The organism is Bartonella ancashensis (genome assembly GCF_001281405.1).
Classification (GTDB): Bacteria; Pseudomonadota; Alphaproteobacteria; order Rhizobiales; family Rhizobiaceae; genus Bartonella; species Bartonella ancashensis.
Genome location: NZ_CP010401.1, coordinates 146,411 through 164,182 on the forward strand (window position 1 = coordinate 146,411; position 17,772 = coordinate 164,182).

Annotated in this window: 10 protein-coding genes; 3 read left to right on the forward strand and 7 right to left on the reverse strand. The window is 37.7% G+C overall.

Translation table 11 applies throughout. From position 1 onward, the window contains the following. Positions 1 to 192: 192 nt before the first annotated feature. From PU02_RS00695 to fliF, 7 genes are all read right to left on the reverse strand, one after another. Positions 193 to 879 carry a response regulator transcription factor gene (locus PU02_RS00695; RefSeq protein ID WP_053943641.1) on the reverse strand — a complete coding sequence of 229 codons (687 nt, stop codon included), beginning with the start codon at positions 877 to 879 and terminating at the stop codon, positions 193 to 195. Between the two features lie 230 nt (positions 880 to 1,109). Further along, positions 1,110 to 1,667, reverse strand: a complete 558-nt coding sequence (locus tag PU02_RS00700; protein WP_053944593.1) for a transglycosylase SLT domain-containing protein — start codon at positions 1,665 to 1,667, stop codon at positions 1,110 to 1,112. Beyond that, positions 1,630 to 2,742 carry a flagellar hook-length control protein FliK gene (fliK, locus tag PU02_RS00705; protein ID WP_053943642.1) on the reverse strand — a complete coding sequence of 371 codons (1,113 nt, stop codon included), beginning with the start codon at positions 2,740 to 2,742 and terminating at the stop codon, positions 1,630 to 1,632. The genes PU02_RS00700 and fliK overlap by 38 nt, the downstream gene beginning before the upstream one ends. Further along, positions 2,742 to 3,989 (reverse strand): chemotaxis protein, encoded by a 1,248-nt coding sequence (locus PU02_RS00710; protein WP_236824011.1) that lies wholly within the window; start codon positions 3,987 to 3,989, stop codon positions 2,742 to 2,744. Before PU02_RS00710 ends, fliK begins: the two co-directional genes overlap by 1 nt. 95 nt (positions 3,990 to 4,084) lie before the next feature. Next, a complete protein-coding gene (locus PU02_RS00715) occupies positions 4,085 to 5,233 on the reverse strand; it encodes a flagellar motor protein MotB (protein ID WP_071628352.1) in 1,149 nt (382 codons plus the stop codon). After that, entirely contained in the window at positions 5,230 to 6,096 is an 867-nt protein-coding gene (locus PU02_RS00720; protein WP_053943644.1) for a hypothetical protein, read from the reverse strand. The genes PU02_RS00715 and PU02_RS00720 overlap by 4 nt, the downstream gene beginning before the upstream one ends. 22 nt (positions 6,097 to 6,118) lie before the next feature. Continuing rightward, positions 6,119 to 7,762, reverse strand: coding sequence for a flagellar basal-body MS-ring/collar protein FliF (gene fliF, locus PU02_RS00725; RefSeq protein WP_053943645.1), 1,644 nt, complete (start codon positions 7,760 to 7,762; stop codon positions 6,119 to 6,121). A 629-nt stretch (positions 7,763 to 8,391) separates the two neighbouring features. On the opposite strand from fliF, the gene PU02_RS00730 reads away from it, so the two are divergent. From PU02_RS00730 to PU02_RS00740, 3 genes are all read left to right on the forward strand, one after another. Beyond that, on the forward strand, positions 8,392 to 10,959 hold the full coding sequence (locus tag PU02_RS00730; RefSeq protein WP_053944594.1) for an autotransporter outer membrane beta-barrel domain-containing protein: 2,568 nt from the start codon (positions 8,392 to 8,394) through the stop codon (positions 10,957 to 10,959). Between the two features lie 182 nt (positions 10,960 to 11,141). Then, the gene (locus PU02_RS00735; protein WP_053943646.1) at positions 11,142 to 13,715 is read left to right on the forward strand and encodes an autotransporter outer membrane beta-barrel domain-containing protein; all 2,574 of its coding nucleotides are present in this window, start codon (positions 11,142 to 11,144) and stop codon (positions 13,713 to 13,715) included. Positions 13,716 to 14,559: 844 nt separating this feature from the next. Next, complete coding sequence (locus PU02_RS00740; RefSeq protein ID WP_053943647.1) at positions 14,560 to 17,157, forward strand: autotransporter outer membrane beta-barrel domain-containing protein; 2,598 nt, start codon at positions 14,560 to 14,562, stop codon at positions 17,155 to 17,157. The last annotated feature ends 615 nt before the right edge of the window (positions 17,158 to 17,772 follow it).

Sequence of the window (17,772 nt, forward strand, 5' to 3'; positions counted from 1 at the left end):
ATTAACTTACAAACTTCTTTACAGAAACTTTCTTGCGTGAAGCTGTTGCTTAAGTAGTTTTACGAAAAATAAAGGTGATTTTTAAATTAAGGGCATATCTTCTGATGTTATTTTAACACAAGCAAATACAAAAACAGATTTTCATGAAATATTCATTAAACAAAGGTAAAAACTATATTACGTGAAGCCTAATTAATTTTTGACTATTAAACTATAGCCAAGAAAACGCTTCGAATCGATAATATCGTAACCAACTTTGAATTTTAATTTTTTGCGAAGTTTACTTATATGGCTTTCAATGACATTTTCTTCAATAGTATCATCAAAAACACCATAGACAGCGTTGAATATTTGAGTCTTATTGACACGCCGTCCAAAATTAGAAGCAAGATATTCAAGAATACGCCTCTCACGACGAGGTAACGGAAAGTCTACCTCGTTAATACGTGGATCACGTCCATCATTAAAAACGCTAATAGGCCCAACTCTCACTGCAGCATCAATGCCGCGGACATCCCCTCCCATACGGCGACGAATAGCAGCAATTCGTGCTAAAATTTCGCGAACATGAATGGGTTTACGCAAAACATCATCAATACCCGCTTGAAACAATTCTATCGTATGATCAAGCAAATTGATCTCTGTCATAGCCAATACGGGCACAGAACTATAAAATCTGATTTCCTTAGGAAGTTCAATCTGGTTTTTGCAGCTACCCAATAAGACTGCTTCAATTGAAGAAACCTCATTACTTGAAGCCTTAGAAATCCACTCACTAAAATCAGTAGATGAGAGACCTGTCGTTGCAACACCTTCTTGAGAAAAAAGTGCAGCATAGCCATCCGTCACCAATCTACGGTCATCTACGACAACTATCATTGATAGTTTCCCCCTCGAAAACATAAATCGTGTGTGCGACCCAAACCCCGCACCACTTACAACTTTCTTACTATAACTTTAATTTCTATAAAAAAACAAGTTATTTTTCTAATTTATTATCCATAAATATTATACCTATACTATAAATTAGACATTTTTTCTTTGGTGAACAATTTATAGTTGCAAGTAACATAATCAAAAAATACCATTTTTATCAGAAATACATTAGTTTAATCTTTACAGAAAGATTTGGAATTAGCGGTCCACTTACCAAAACCACTAGCAACCATATTATGGATAACGCGGCAAACATAACGCTTTTGAGCTGGATCATTATTAGGGCCTGCATGATACCGTGCAACGGCCATTGTCCAACTCCCCTCCCTTTTGTGTAAAATTTGCAGAAAACGTGCTGCATAATCTACATTTTCACGTGGTTGAAACATTTCTTCGACAGAAGAAAAATGCAACCCGTGATAATAATGATTAATTTGCATACATCCTATGTCAATTAATCTGATGCCACGACGCCGAGCATTTTTAAACAGAATCACCCCTTCTGCACGTGTTTTAGCAAAAACAGCACGGCCATCAATATTCAATGCATAAGGCTGGAGAGATTCTTTGTGACCTGTTTCTGTCAACCCAACAGCATAAAGAATGCCTAAAGGAACACCATAGCGCTTAGAAGCATTGATCATTTCTGCTTCACATGCATTTTCAGCTGCAAAACCACTGAATGCGATGAAATTATACAAACAGACGGTGAGAACTACGCGGATAAGCATCTTCATGCAAAGGCTCTATTAACAGTGAATCTTCCAATAAAAACTGTTTAAAAAATTGTTTTGATCCGTTGTGTCTACCTTGATCATTGCGGTCAAATGCTTGACGCTGTCCATCAAAATTTTGTTGATTATAACCCTGACCTAACCCTTGCCCTACCTGTATTAGCTGGTTTTCTGAAATAGATTTATCAACGATAGTTACCAATGAGCGTATACCATCTCGGGCATGCACTTTTTCTAAAATACGCATCAACATTTGCTGATTATCAGCTAGGAGACGTGCTGTTTCCTGACGCTGAACTTGTAATTCAATATGCAACCCTTGTGTTGTCATCCGTAACTTTGCGTCAATCGTTCCAAGCTCACCTGGTGTTAACTTCAAATGCAAAAGCTGCACAGAACCAACCTTTTTATTTAAAGTAATCTGAACATCATTCAATGGACTGAGAAAATTTTTCTTTCCTGCCTTTAAAGAAAGTTTATCTCCTATCTTCAAATTATCAAGCGATTGAGAATGTCCCATTGTATGAGAATGCCCTACTTCTGCATCAAAGCGAACTACTAAGGGATCATTGCTTTGTGCAGAATTATGCGTAAAACGATCCAAAAGTTTTTGAGATTGCAGATCCTGCTTTACTTCCCTTTTTTGAACCGCTTCTTCATCCACATCCACCTGTTGTATACCGTTAATCCATTGATTAGTTTTTTCATCCTTTATGAAACCTGGATCATTTTCACCATTTACAAACGCACTTAATTTTTCTTCAATTTTATCTTGTTGCATCAATTTTTGAACCAAACATACAGAATTAATCTCTCGTTGATGGAGAAAATCCTTCTGGCACTCTAAATGCTTCTTTTTTTCTTTAAGGATCTCTATGCTCTCTCTCTCTTGCTCTTCTTCTGTTTGTATAAGTAAGGAGTCTTCGCTGGCGTTCTCCTGACCCTTATTAACTAAAGTTTCAAATTTTCCGCGCATCTCATCGCTTATATCTTCATCAAATTGAGTTTGCCCCTTACCCAATATAGGCGATACGGAAGAAAAGAGATCCTGCAACTTATCTGCATTAATCATCACATCTTGTCTCCCAATGATTGATCAATAATATTGATCTTTTCTTGTGTCTTCTCGATAAACTGATCCGTCTCTGCCATAACAGGCAAGATATTATTATTTTTTTCTTCAATAGATCTCCCTAGCCTTATTAATATCTCTTCACGAGGAGAAGAGTGAGCAGCAACTTGTTTTTCGATCTCTCCCTGAGTATCTGACAAAGCAAAGGAAACTCTATTTGCCACATTTTGCGCGGCACTCAGCAACAAGCAATCTCTTTCTGACACCCCTTCACAAGAAACTTCTTGCAACATTCGCGCAGCTTCTTCTGCTGATGTTGAACCAGCCAAACTCGCTGCATAATAGAGGCGAATAGACATATCATTCATGCTCAAATCGCGTGCCAATGTTAAAGCTCTTTGAGTCGTTAAATGAACTCTTTCCATACGTGCATCGAGTAATGCTGTACGACTAATATCCGTATACGTCGCCAATTGAACCATTTTTGGAGCATATGAAATCAAAGTCTCTAATTGTTCATCATTTAATTTTTTATCGATGTTGGAAACCGCAATTCTAAATTCACGCCAGAAATAAGGAGAATACGGTGATTTTTTAAATCTATATCTATAATTACGGACTAATAAAGTTAACAGATCTATATCACCAAGTGTTGCGGCAACCTTTATTTCACTGCGAATTGCACTCTCCTCAAATAAGGTACCTACGGCAAGAAGTCTTACCTGATCCAATTTTTTCATGGCTAAAACTGAATCTCTTTCAAGTGTATTCACTATAGTGGAAAGAATGATAGAAAGAAATAAAGCAGGAGGTAACGATTGAAGACTTTCATCACCCACATCTTCAAAGGCCCTTAAAAATTCTCCTCTTTTATAAGATGCATAAGCTAAAGCACCCTTTATCATATTTTGAGGAATTTTCTTTTCTGCCTTGTTTTCTAAGATCATCTTTACAGCTTGGGGATTTCCTCCATTAAAAAGATAGATCAATAATGCGTGAAGATTGCTCTCATTTTGCCAAATATTGGCGTCAAAAGTCAAAAACTCTTCTCCAATTTCTTTTAAAAGAGCTCCCTGTTTTTGCAATGCTCCTTCTTGGCCTAATACAACTTGATCCTGCAAACTTTGCAATGAACGAACAAGCTGAACGGGTCGGGATAAAGCAGTATCTGATACAGATGATGAGGATACTGCTGAAGAAACTTCTACTTGAGCCACCAAAAGCCTATTCTCTTTTGTATGATCCACTCGTTTTTCTCCATACGAAGACGCTCCTCCCCCCCGCAGAAAAATTCCCTGAGTAACAGCAATAAAAAGGAAAAATTTACATATTTTTTTCGTTATCATGGTGCAACTTTTCCCTCTGGAAGCGGAATTTTTTGTGCTGGACTTTTAACTGCAGCATCAGCTTCCTGAATCCGTTCACTCTCTGAAAATTTTACCAAAATGGATATACGCCGATTTTCAGCAGCAAATGGATCTTGTTGATTTTTTAGCTTTCTATCTGCGTACCCTTCAATGCGCAAAACTCGTCTTTCATCTAAACCACCCCGCACTAGCATATAGTAAGACATCTGCGCTCGCGCTGTTGAGAGTTGCCAATTATCATAAGTAGAGTGACGATAAGGTCGAGCATCAGTATGACCGCCAACGATAACATCTCCCTCATGTTTTCCAATAATTTTTGCTACATTACCGATAATTTCAACCATCTCTGCTGTGGGGACAGAAGAACCAATCTTGAACATTTCACCTTGAGATTGATCCATCAATTCAATCATTACTCCTTCGCTGACTAAATCAACAGAAGCGCGCACAGGATAATCATCGCCCATCTCTTTTACGAGATCTACTAATTCATTTGCAAAACCACGCTCTTTTTTGGAAGCTAAACTATTCTGCATTTCTCCTTCCTGTTGTGTCCCTTTTTCAACAAGGGAAGGATCAGAAACAACATGCTGTTTCCAATAGTTCAAAGAAAATGGCTCACCATAACTACCCCACATCTCAATACCATCACGTGGCTCTCCACTACCTTCTTCTCCTACGGCCTCACTTTTGATTTCTTTATTGATAGAATTCTGCATGATTTGGTGTGTCTGAATAATCTTCTCTAATCCCGCATAGGGATCACGCATTAATTTTGCTTCTTCTCCGGTATTGAATCGACCATTTTCCAAGCTCTCTTCTTCGCTTTTTTGATTTACAGAACCTTGCGTATCACCCTTGCTATCACTTTGCTTAACATCACGCTTACTTGTGTCATGATCAACCAACTTAATTGGGTTAAAATAGTTTGCAATAACGGCCTTTGCTTTTTCATCTTTGATGTTTACTAGCCACATCACAAGAAAAAGTGCCATCATTGCTGTCATGAAATCAGCATACGCAATTTTCCAAACACCACCATGATGATCATCATTATTATCGTGCCCTCCACGACGAACGATAACAATTTCTGAATGAGGATGTTGCGGATCACCTGATTTCACTGAATCAACTCCTGCAATGTTGTCAATAATGAGGAAAGCTGTGTAGTGATGACTGTCTCATCACGACGCAAGCGTATCTCCGTACTGTCAGTCGGCTGAAATTTAAATTGGGAAGAATTAAATCCTTTTTGCTTTTTTAGTTGTTCAAGAAGTTTTTCATTGCCTTCAAGAATAAGAGGATGCTTTGCATCAACAGCCTGTTTTGCTACTTCTTCAGCAAAATTCTGCAATATTTCATTTGTCATTTTTTTACCAACAATAACAGAAAGAATTTGTACAACATCTTGAGCAATCTCTTGACGTAAAGATGAAAAATCTCCTGTTAATTGATGACTTATACGGTCCCCTAGAGCTACAACCGCATTTTGTTGGATCTCCTCAAGAGCTTGTGCATGCTCCTCCTCCATACGCTTCTTTTCAACTGAAAAATCTGTTTGTAACTTTTCTGTTATTTCTTTTACTGCCTGATCGACAGCTTCTTTTTGAATTACATCAGAAACATTAATATCTTTAGAAATAGGAGAGTTCTTAAGTGACAAAAAGTCTGTCATTCTCTCTTCCAAAACTGCATCATTGATCAATGATGATGCCTTTTGCATGTCATCATCATACATAATCTCTTTCTTATCCTTGAGAGGTAAAATAGCTGTTCCTTGATCCCCAAAAGAAAAATCACTTAAACGAGAAGAAAGAGGAACTACACCACCATATTCTTTTTCACTTCCATAACTGGATAAAAAAACATCTTCTTCTTTATCAACAATACAAGTTGGCGAAAAATCATTCAAAAAAGAAAAAAGTTGCGGACCTACTTTTCCCTGAAACACGTCACTTGTCTTTTCCATTTTATTCTTCACATCCATTTAATGAGATGCCCCCATCAATTTACGTAACCTGCGCAGTTGTATCATGAACCCACTCACGTAAAATCCCAACAAAACGTTCTTCGTCCATTTCTATCATTTTTTCAAGACGATCCTGCGGAGGAACACGCATACGATTACGCAAATCACGGAGTGCATCATCATTTGTCTTTGTTATCTTTTCGGATTCAGAACTCCCTGATTGATTTTGCAAAGCGGGAACAGCACCTAAATCTGTCAATGTCCTTGCATTAAGTGCTTTTTCTCTTTCACGCATTAATGGACGCACACCAAGAAATAAAATCAGCAAAACGGCAGCTAACAAAGCAATCCCATTGATTATACTTGGCAGATAAGGAGACAATGATCTCCAAAGAGGTGCTTTGACAGGCTCCAAATCTGCATCAGAATTACCAACAAAGTCTACTGCTGTTACGTTAATAATATCTCCACGGTTTGGATCCAATCCTGCAGCTGCTGAAACCATATGTTGAATGCGATCTATCTCTTCATTAATAAACTCTTCAGAGCCTGCCTTTTCACCACCTGCAGAAACTAAACGTGAACGATCTACTATGATAGCAACAGCCAATTTTTTCACGCTGTAGCCATCTCTAACTGTAGAAATAACTTTAGAGCTGATCTCATAATTTGTTGTCTCTTCACGACGATCTTTTTTATCAGTTGATCTTTCCCCATTGCTGCTTACAATTTCTTCTTGCGGGATATTTTGTTCTACCCCAACAGCATCATTATTACGACTATTTTGGCTATCTGCCTGATCACGTATAGAACGCACAGAACGTACTACCTGCGATTCTGGATCAAAAATGGTTTCACTAATTTGACGTCGATCTGTGTCTAACTCAACCTGTACGCTAGTTTGAAAATGATCAAACCCTAAATAAGGAACCAACTGCTTACGAATATTGGTATCAATCTGTGATGCTACCTGATGCTCGAGAGAAGCCATCGCTATAGGAGCTCCATTTAATGCATCAACCCCTGAAGCCAACATATGCCCCCGTGTATCCATTACCGTCACCGAGCTTGCTTCAAGCGAAGGAACTGCAGCTGCAACCAATTGCCTAATAGATTGCGCAGATTCAACAGAAAAACCACCATCTGTGCGGATCACGACAGATGCCGTAGGTTTCTGATTAACTCTACGAAAAGAGCCCTTATCAGGCAAAACAATATGAACACGCGCAGCTTTTACACCTTGCACAGCTTGAATAGTGCGAGAAATTTCACCTTCCAATGCACGTTGACGCGTAATTTCTTGCATAAAAGAGGTTAATCCTAATGACCCCATATTATCAAATAATTCATATCCTGCATTATTCGATGTTGGGAGACCTTTTTCTGCAAGAAACATTCTCGCTTTTTCTGCGTTCCCTATGGGGACTTGAACGGAATTCCCTTCAGAAGAAACATCAAAAGCAATTCCAGCCTCACCCAAAGCCATTCCTATACGATTTACATCATCACGAGAAAGACCAATATAAAGTGTTTCATATGAAGGACGTGTTAGATAAAAACTGGAGAATAAAATTGTTCCAAAGAGTGTTATTCCAACCAAACCAAGGGCTACTAAACGCCTCGCTCCCAGTTTATGGAGAGCATTTCCTGAAGAAGAAAGAAAAGCAAAAAGTTTATCAAGCATACATTCATACCGTCATCATTAAAAAATCTATCATGAGATATGGCAACACAACGTGTTTAGAGTTATTCACCCACTCACTCCTCTAGATGATAAAAAATAAAGCTTGCGCGAAAATGATGTCTGTTCTCAGATCAGGATAACAGAACATCTAGTAATCGTAATCACATCACTTCCCAGAGAAAAGAACCTGTTCTTGAGAACATGTAAAATGATATTCTTTCTGCAAAATTCTTAATATAAATCATTTTAAAATTTATCCCCCTACTCTTTATGAAGTATAAAATCCCTTTATAAAAGAAATCTTATCACAAAAGTGACACTCTCCATCAAAATTCCTATGTCACCTGCATAAAATATACTATAAAATACAAAAAACAAATACCTACTTATCACTCAATACAAGATAATATGCTTTAAGCTGATATTAACTATCAAGACAAACTTAAAGCTAAATATAACCTAAAGCACTACTTTGCCCTATGCAGGCTATTGACATAAAAATTACAAGAATGATACCGTCGTCGCTATAAAACGTAGGGGACTTTCTGCAATAATTTTAAATAGCTAATTTATCTTTCTTCTTCAATCGGAGAGGAATGGATTGTGGCAAATTAAGTTGGAATATTTTTATGCATAAAAAATATCTTTTATCATGCACAGCCATCGCTAACTTATTTTTAAGCATCCTTAATTTTGATGCAAATGCTCAAAACCCAAAAAATGATATCACCAGTAAGGCTAATGAAACAATAAATAATAAAGGACCTACTGTTGGCGCTATTGCTGATGGTCCCGATGGGAAAATTGAATTAAATGGTGGCGCGGTAATCAAAGACGTTGATATTGGTCTTTTTGCGCAAAATGGTGGTACAATCACTATGAAAGATGGTTCCATTCTAGCGAATGAAACAGGTGTGCTTATTTTGCAAGAATCTCCAGAGTCATTGGCCAATCCAAATAGTCTAACCGTCATTACCCTAAAAAATGTTACCATTAGTGCACATGATGGAATTATAACACATGCTGGTGAAGTCAAGATGACTGGAGGTTCCATCACAGCAAAAGCGAATGCTGTAATAGCTCAATATGACCCTAAAAATAGTAAAAATACGCTCATTACTTTAGCTGGTACGTACATAAAATCTGAACTCAATGGCCTTCATGCAATAGGTGAAAAAGCAAAAATCGTTATGACTGGAGGCCAAATTTTTGCGAATAAAAATGCATTCATCGTAGAAAATGGCGGGCAACTTGAAATTACAAATGTCTCTTCTGCAAAAGCTAATGACCATGGTATAATTTTGAGAACCTCCAATGAAGAAGGAAACCCTGCTGGTTCAAAGCATTCCAATAAAGTAACTTTGACTAATACAAAATTGGTTGTAAAAGACGGCATTGGCATTCTTGGAACTTCTGCAAAAGGTGAAATAAACCTAAAAAATTCTGAAATTCATGCAGATGTCTTATTGGACAGTGTGAAGCAAGAAGAAGGAAATATTAAAAATGGTTCTGCTAATCTCACACTCAAAGCTGAAAATTCTATCTTAGAAGGTAGTGTACGCACCGCAAAAAATGATAACGTCTCCTTCGATCTTAACAATACAATATGGAACCTAAAGACAAGTAATGAAAAAGACGAAAATGGTCAATTGCTTGATATTAAAGACAGATCATATTCTAAAATTTCTAAGCTCACACTGAAAGACAGTACCATCTTTTTTAAAGAACCTGACGGCGATAATTATCACACATTGCTCATAGACTCGAAAACACCTGCTTCCTTTGTGCAAGACCATAATTTTAAAAATGATCCTATTGCCTACATCGCAGAAGGAAATGCGAAAATTTATATCAATAGCCAATGGAGTAATGGTGCTAAAATAGGAGATCAAAAAACTGATCGACTTCTCATTAACGGTGACGTATTAGGAACCACTATAGTCTACGTCAAAATAAAAGAAAATAACACTGACCAAGAAGATGACTCCATACCTTTGAATAAACAGGGTATTTCGCTCATTCAAGTTTCCGGTAAAGCTGATAAGAACTCTTTTAAGCTAGCAAATAATTATATTACGCTTAATGACTCACCCTACAAATACACACTTAATGCCTATGGAAAAGATTCAAGTAACGGTGAATCAAACTCTGATCAAAACTTGGTCAATCCTGGTGATGATTTTTGGGACTTTCGCCTACAACGTGCATATCTTGATCCCGACAAAAAAATAAGAGCTGTCGCTTCACAACTTGCCAGTTATCTAATTTTGCCTAACGCTCTATTTTCTGCTGGTCTTACCGATATGGATCATCAAGAAACAACCCTATCACACATACGATCAAACTCTTTATACGTAAATGATCACAAAAACAATTCCTTCTCTCTCTCTTCCTATGGCCATACAATGGCACTATCATCTGAACGTACAGCGCTAGAATATGGCTATGGAGCTAACGTCAACTATGGTGCTTTACAAACAAGGCTGGAACTAAAAACATTGGAAAGAAAGAACTCTACCACATATACCGGCTTTTTAGGAACTTATGGTAGCCTCTCTTTTACTCCAAAGGACATGGCTGATTCTAGTAAGAACAATCTAAATAAATGGTCAATAACAGCCTATAGCAGCACACACTACGATAGTGGCCTATATGTCAATACATTACTATCCTACGGTATTGTCAATGGTAATACCACCAATGACATAATAGGTAATACTTCAACATTAGATGGCACAAGAATGTGGGGATTATCCGCAACCGTTGGACAATTATTTGAAACAAACGTTGAAAACCTTCTTTTAGAATCACAAGCACAAGTTGCTTACCAAAATTTAATCTTTCCTATCATTTCAGATGTTGACGGTTTTAAAGTTGATATGGGGTCTCCACATCAGTGGTTGGTACGTCTTGGCGGACGTTTGACAAAAACAGTTGTTAAAGCTGAAAATGAAAACATAATTTCCTTTTATAACAAACTGAATCTCATGAAAACATTTGGCAGCAGTGATACGATAAAAATTGGTGATATATTCCACGTTGATCCTATGGGATCTTTACTCGAAGGAGGTGTAGGTATAAATGCTCAATTATTCCAGCAGGTGAGCTTACATGGGGATATAAGCCACCGACACAAACTCCAAAAAGCCGGTATATCTGGAAATATCGTTTCAGGAGGATTGCGCTATAACTTCTAAACATGATATGTGACATTGATCATTTAGATGTAGCAATTACAAAATTGCGTAAATTGATTTGACTTTTTGATAAAAAAAGTGATAGCGCTCACCGAACATTATTTGAAATGATCAGACCTACCTTCTTCGGTTAAACACAAGAGGGTGAAGTAGGGGTGGTCTGTAGGTGGGGGAACATTTTCATGAATAATAAATATTCTTGGTTGTGCACAGCAACTGCTAGCGTTTTTTTTCTTTATACAAATTTTCACGCAACTGCTGAAAGCGTTGGTGTTGATAGTGGAGAAACGGTAAATCTTGTCGACAAAACCTATACATCTGAAGGTGCCGGAATAAAGGGAGCAGCCATTCATGTTGATGGTTCCACGGGTAAGAATGGTGGCACAATCATCGGCACCAATATAACATTAACATCTAATGGTGCAGGAGGAATCGGTGCAGGAGCTATGGGGTCTAATAGTGTAATCATACTAACGAATACAAAAATTCACTCTATAGGTCTTGCCCTTGCAGCACTAGATGGTGGTCAAATCTCAATGAAAGGTGGTTCGATCGATACCATAGGAACTGCTCTTAATATCAGTTCCCCTGGGAACATAGCCCAATTAACCTCCATCACCCTAGATGATGTTGATGTAAAAGCAGACCTAGCCATTTATGTGACAGATAGAAATTCCAGAGCTATTATCAATGGAGGAAAAATTTCTGCAAATACTGCTTTTTCGATAAGAGAAGGTGGACAAGCTAAAGTAACAGATACAACTGTGATAGCAAATAAAGTCGGTATCAACCTTGTGGATCGATGGTCGGGGGCCCCAACCGGAGAGGTTAGTCAAATAAGTATGACTAATGCAAACGTAACTGTAGAAAATGGTACCGGAATTCTCAATCAAGCTCGACTTGGCAAAATTGATCTCAAAAATTCTGTAATTCGCGCTGATGTTTTACTAATTAGCTTAGCAATTACAAAAACAAGAGATTTTGAAAAAATTGAAGACCGTAAGGACATTTCTCCTCTGCTCCAATTAAAAGCAGAGGATTCCATTTTGGAAGGAAATACACGAATTCTAGATGATCGCAAAGTATCCTTTGATCTAACAAATACAACATGGTACTTAAAGATCAGTAATGAAAAGGACGGCAACGGAGACCTTATTGATATCGCAACTAGATCAAACTCTCAAATTTCTGAACTTATACTGAACAATAGCAAAGTCATTTTTAAGGAGCCAATGGGAAGTGATTATCAAACATTACTTGTAGGCCCTAATATTTCTTCCTTAAAAGATTCCGATTCTAAAGACGATATATCACCTGTATATGTTGCACAGGGAGATACACAAGTTCATTTTAATGCAATATGGAGCAGTGGTAAAAATATAAAAGATCAAAAAACTGACCGGCTCCTCATTAATGGTGACGTTGCAGGAACTACCACAGTTCATGTCAAAATAAAAAGAAATGGTGAAGATAAGGATGATACCCTTCCTTGGAATCAACGAGGTCTTTCACTCATTCAAATCTCTGGAGAAGCTAATGAAAATTCCTTTAAATTAGCGAATGGTTACGTAGCCCTTGATGGCAAACCGTACAAATATATACTTAATGCCTATGGAAAAAACTCAAGCCATGGAGCAGCCGACGCAGATCAAAATCTAATCAATCCGGGCAATGATTTTTGGGATTTTCGCTTGCAGAATGAGTATCTCAATCCTTCACCTCCTAACCCAGGTAATCCCGACCCAGGTAATCCCGACCCAGGGAGGCCCAATCCAGATGGTGGTGTAAAAGCTGTTGTTCCACAAGTAGCTAGTTATTTAGTTTTGCCCAATACTCTCTTTTCTGCTGGTTTGACTGATATAAATCACCAAAACACGCTTTTATCCCATATATGGTCAGCGCCTCAGGGCACAATGCGTGATAACGATAATATCTTTTTCTTTTCCTCTTACGGTCACGCAATGACTTTATCCTCAAAACGCACAGCCCTAGAGTACAGCTATGGTGCCAATACGCATTATACAGCTTTGCAAGCAGGTTTGATATTGAAAACATTGGAAAGCCAAAGTACTATCACACATATTGGTTGGTTGGGAACTTATGGCGAATTATCCTTCACTCCGAGAGATATGGCTGATTCTGATAAAAATAAATTAGACAAATTATCGTTTACAGCCTACAGCAGCACACAATATAATGATAATTTATATATTGATACGCTACTATCCTACGGTATGATCCTCAATGGAAACACCACAAATGCTATCATTGGAAAAACTTCAACATTGGAAGGCACAAAAACATTTAGCTTGTCTAGCACCATCAGAAAGCCACTAGAAATAGGCATTAATAAACTTGTTTTTGAACCAAAAGCACAACTTTCTTACCAGTATTTGATGTTTGATACTATTTCAGATGTTGATGGTTTTAAAGTTGATATGGGTCATCCTTCTCAATGGTCAGTGCGTATCGGTGGACGTTTAACAAAAACAATTAAACCTAATGAAAAAATAAATGCTTTTTCTTTCTATAGTAAACTAGATATTGTGAAAATCTTCGGCAATGATAGTTCAATAAAGATTGGTGACATCTTTCAACGTGACCCTGTAGGTGACTTTCTCGAAGGAGGTATTGGTGTTGACGCACAGTTATCTTCAGCGGTTTCCTTATATGGAGAGATGAACTATCAGCACAAATTCCAAAAATTTGGTATGTCAGGAAAGAGCTTCTCAGGAGGTTTACGTTACCGTTTTTAAAAGCAATTCTAATATGATTAATCTGCATCTCTGCAAACCATAAACTTAATAATTTAATAAAGCAAAGACGTTTATTCTGTGAAGAATGTTTTGTGGAAAAATAAACTCTTACTACCTCTCTGATAAAAAACAAAGGGAGGTAGTTTTTTTAGAAAGTTTCTAAGCAAAACATCTTCTCCACTATACATAACAATCATAGAGCATAACAATTACAAGATTCGTTTGTTTGGTTACTTTAACAAAAGCATCGCAAATACAACCGTCAAGAATGGAGAAGTTACATTTCTCTCCCATAGAATTTATATTCCACAACGACTAATACAGAAATTCTGCAATCTACATCGACACCTTCAAGCAAAAAATAATAGAAAGCTAAAGCTATTGAGCTTCTATCCAGCATTTATCCCTTGAAATGACAGACTAATCAATTTCAAAAGCATTAGTGTCACGCAATCCAACATAAAACCTATTAAAAACCACATAACAAATTTTACAAAATATACGATTTTCTCTTTTTCATTCCTAATTTCAATAATAGATTGAGTGAAAAACTCAATTTCTCTCTGTTACAGAAAAGAAAAGTTATATATTCTCCACCGACTCAGTTATTACAGTCAATATAAAAATTTAAATTTTTTTATGAAAAATTTTAACATTAAAATGCAAAAACACATATTTTCCATAATGGATTATTTTAAATGTTAAACTTTCAAAACATCGTAATGCATCTAAAATTTAATTTTTTCTTTACAAAAAATCCATAACAAACTAAATTGGTTCACAAGAATCATTTCAGTTTTGAAAGTTGTAAAAAGAGGGAATTAGATACTTTAGGAGCGCAGACGTGTTGAAGAAAAATATTTTGTTTTGTACAGTTGCTGGGATTTTATTCTGTTCTCACTTGGGGGGAGCACACGCGGGCGGGGAATCTTCTGGCGATGTGGCAAGAGGTGGCAGCCCTGTCCGGAACGCGGAACGGGATTCTCGCGGTGTTTCTAGCCCTTCTGGGTCCCCCTCTCATTTTGGTGCTAAAGTTGGGATAAGGGCACATGATTCCGATGTGCATGTTACAGGAGAGTCATTTAGTAATAAATTTTTCGGAATTCATGCTGAGAATGGCAGAGCCGTTGACGCAGCTAATATTACTTTGAAAGATGCACATGCCGCTATACATGTTGGGGGTGGCAGTGTTAGCCTTAGAGATTCAAATATCCAATCTCTAGGTCATCATAATTTTGGTATTGTAGGCCCCGTATCCAGTGTTGGGAGCGCAGACAGTAAGGGAAGTTTTGTAACATTAACTAATACAAAGCTTCATCTTGATAATTCTGTTGGCATTTTAGGAAGACACGGGCGTCTGACAGTAACCTTAAGGGATTCGCATGTTGATACCGATGTTCTAGTAAAGAGGTTGCAGCCTCACGATGGCGAAAATAGGCTGTCTCTCAGTATTACCAGCAGTAATTCTTCCTTAAGGGGTGGAGTAAAGACTATTTTAGCGGGAGATAATTTTGATGAAATCATAAAAAATGAGACATTTACTCCCTTACCTACAATTTCAGCGCAAGGGCGGGATGTATTGCCGTTGGTAAGTGGTCGGCAGCAACAGGAAGCTCCTGCTAGGCAAGTGGACGCTTCAGGGAGTCCAGGAATGCGGAGTCATGCATCAGCAGAAACGAACAGGCCGCAAATCACGCCTAACGAGCGATCCAGTGGAGCTCGTGTACATAGTCACGGAGTGAGCGGTTCTTCTTCGAGAAGCGTCTCTGGGAATTTAGTGCAAAACGGGGTTGTTCTGAATTTGCATAATAATTCTAAGTGGACACTAACCGTTAGCAAACGTGAAATGTCTGATAGTGGCGAGTTCATACATAGAAAACCGGAGATTGGTCTTGAAAGAAGGGCGACTTCTGATCTTTCTGTACTCAACATAAGAGATAGTTCTGTTGTTTTTGAAGCTCCTAAAGAAGGTGTCTACCAGAAATTGTATGTGGGGTATGGAAATCCTGGAACTAGGGATGTCTATTCTGCACAAGGTGATGCACGTTTGCATCTTAACGTTGAAGTGAATGATGGTCACATAGTGGGAAAAGGAAAGCATGATCAGGTTATAATCAGAGGGGATGTATCGGGGAAAACTGTAATTCATGTGAAGTCTGTTGATCATCGTAAAGAAAAGAAGAAAAGAGAAGCTGTTGTACATAAGAGGAGTAATGTAACGTGCGCGATGGATGTAGTTTCTGCTCGTAACGATGTGGCTTCGCTTGTTCGGGTTTTTGGAAAGGTAGAGAAGGATTCTTTCCAATTAAAGAATGGGTATACTACATTTGATGGTCTTCCTTATAAATATGTTCTTACTGTCCATAAGTCAGAGTTAAAGAATGATGTGGCTGTGGATGCTCCCAGCGGTAAGGATCCTACTCCAATTGCCTCTCCTGGCAAGGTTGCTCCGTATTGGGATTTCCGGTTGCAGAAAGGGCATCTTGTCCCTCAGGCTGCAAGTTATTTAGTTGTGCCCGGTACCCTGTTTTTCTCTGGATTTACTGATGCAAAAAACCAGAACATGTTCTTAAATGACATCTGGACAATGCCATCGGAAACAGGAACGAACGGAGCTTCTTCTTTCTTCTTATCTTCTTACGGGGGTAAAGGAACTTTGTCATCTGATCGTACCCCTCATGACTATTCTCATGGTGCGGATGTTCGCTATGGTGCACTACAGACAGGTGTAGTCTTTGCCAAAGAAGTAAGCCAAAATACTGATTCTCGTTTTGGTATTTTGGGAACATATGGTCGCCTTTCTTTCATACCAGCAGATATGGAAGATGCTGCTAAAAGTACTTTGAACAAGTGGTCTTTGACTGCCTATGGAAGTTTACAGCATGATACTGGTTTGTACGCAAATTTACTTCTGTCGTATGGTGTTCTTAAAGGCGATATCGCGAATGCTATTGAAGGAAAAACTGCTTCCCTAGATAATGCAAAAGCATTGAGTGCTTCTGCTGTTATTGGTCGGGAAATTAAAACCGATATTAAGAGCTTAACTGTTAGACCTGAAGCGCAAATTGTCTATCAGCGTTTTTCATTTAAAGAGATCTTAGATCTTGGTGGATTTGAGGTTGATATGCTGGACCCTTACCAATGGTTGCTGAATATAGGTGGACGTTTGACAAAAACTGTTTCCTTAAGTGACGAATTGGGAGATATTTCTCTGTATGGTAAGATGTATCTCATAAAATCCTTCGGTGAAACCGCAACGATGCGGATGGGTGATGTCTTCCATCTTGACACAACAGGATCTTCTGTTGAAGGCGGTGTTGGGATTGATGCGAAGATCATGAAAGACGTTACCTTCCATGCTGACGTAAGCCATCGTTTCAGATTGCAAGAAACAGGTGTATCGGGAACTTCTTTCTCAGGTGGAATACGTTACCGCTTCTAATATAGAAATTGAAATTTACCATATAAAAAGAGGCAGCAGAACGTGCTGCCTTTTTTGTTAAAGAGATTTATTTTATAGGATTTTTACCAATAAGTGGAATACCAATATACCCTAAGAGTAAATAGCTTTTTATAATTAATTATAAAAAGATTGAATCCTACCCTTCTCAATTTAGAAACTATTCAAAAAAAATCTTCACATTTATTACACAACGGGAAAAGCTTTAATTTCTATTTTGCCATACTATCATGATGTTACCTTTCACAAAGATAGGTAGATTAAGTAACGTGAGTACCTCTTTTACACAGCGGTAAGATCTTCTTAAATTTATGAAATATTTATTAAGCTTTTTTCTATACAAAAAAAATTACCAATTTTTGCATTTTAGAAAACAAATTTCGCGGTATTGACACTAATTTACGCAGTTTAAACTGCACTTAATTTACATTTAGAAGATATCAATTCTAGGACTTATTACACCTAGCATTAGTTTCCTAACTATAATATAGCTCCAATCCTCTACTGAGCAGTATCATGAAAAACAATCTTAAATTGGTTTTGTGTAACGCTGTATTTTCAATATATCCGCTCAATTTGTAAAATTTAGCTATAAAA

Excerpts from the sequence above, each read along its gene's own strand:
- PU02_RS00700 (WP_053944593.1), bottom strand. The coding sequence starts at position 1,667 with ATGCTTATCCGCGTAGTTCTCACCGTCTGTTTGTATAATTTCATCGCA.
- fliF (WP_053943645.1), bottom strand. The coding sequence starts at position 7,762 with ATGCTTGATAAACTTTTTGCTTTTCTTTCTTCTTCAGGAAATGCTCTC.
- PU02_RS00720 (WP_053943644.1), bottom strand. The coding sequence starts at position 6,096 with ATGGATGTGAAGAATAAAATGGAAAAGACAAGTGACGTGTTTCAGGGA.
- PU02_RS00735 (WP_053943646.1), top strand. The coding sequence starts at position 11,142 with ATGAATAATAAATATTCTTGGTTGTGCACAGCAACTGCTAGCGTTTTT.
- PU02_RS00695 (WP_053943641.1), bottom strand. The coding sequence starts at position 879 with ATGATAGTTGTCGTAGATGACCGTAGATTGGTGACGGATGGCTATGCT.
- PU02_RS00730 (WP_053944594.1), top strand. The coding sequence starts at position 8,392 with ATGCATAAAAAATATCTTTTATCATGCACAGCCATCGCTAACTTATTT.
- fliK (WP_053943642.1), bottom strand. The coding sequence starts at position 2,742 with ATGATTAATGCAGATAAGTTGCAGGATCTCTTTTCTTCCGTATCGCCT.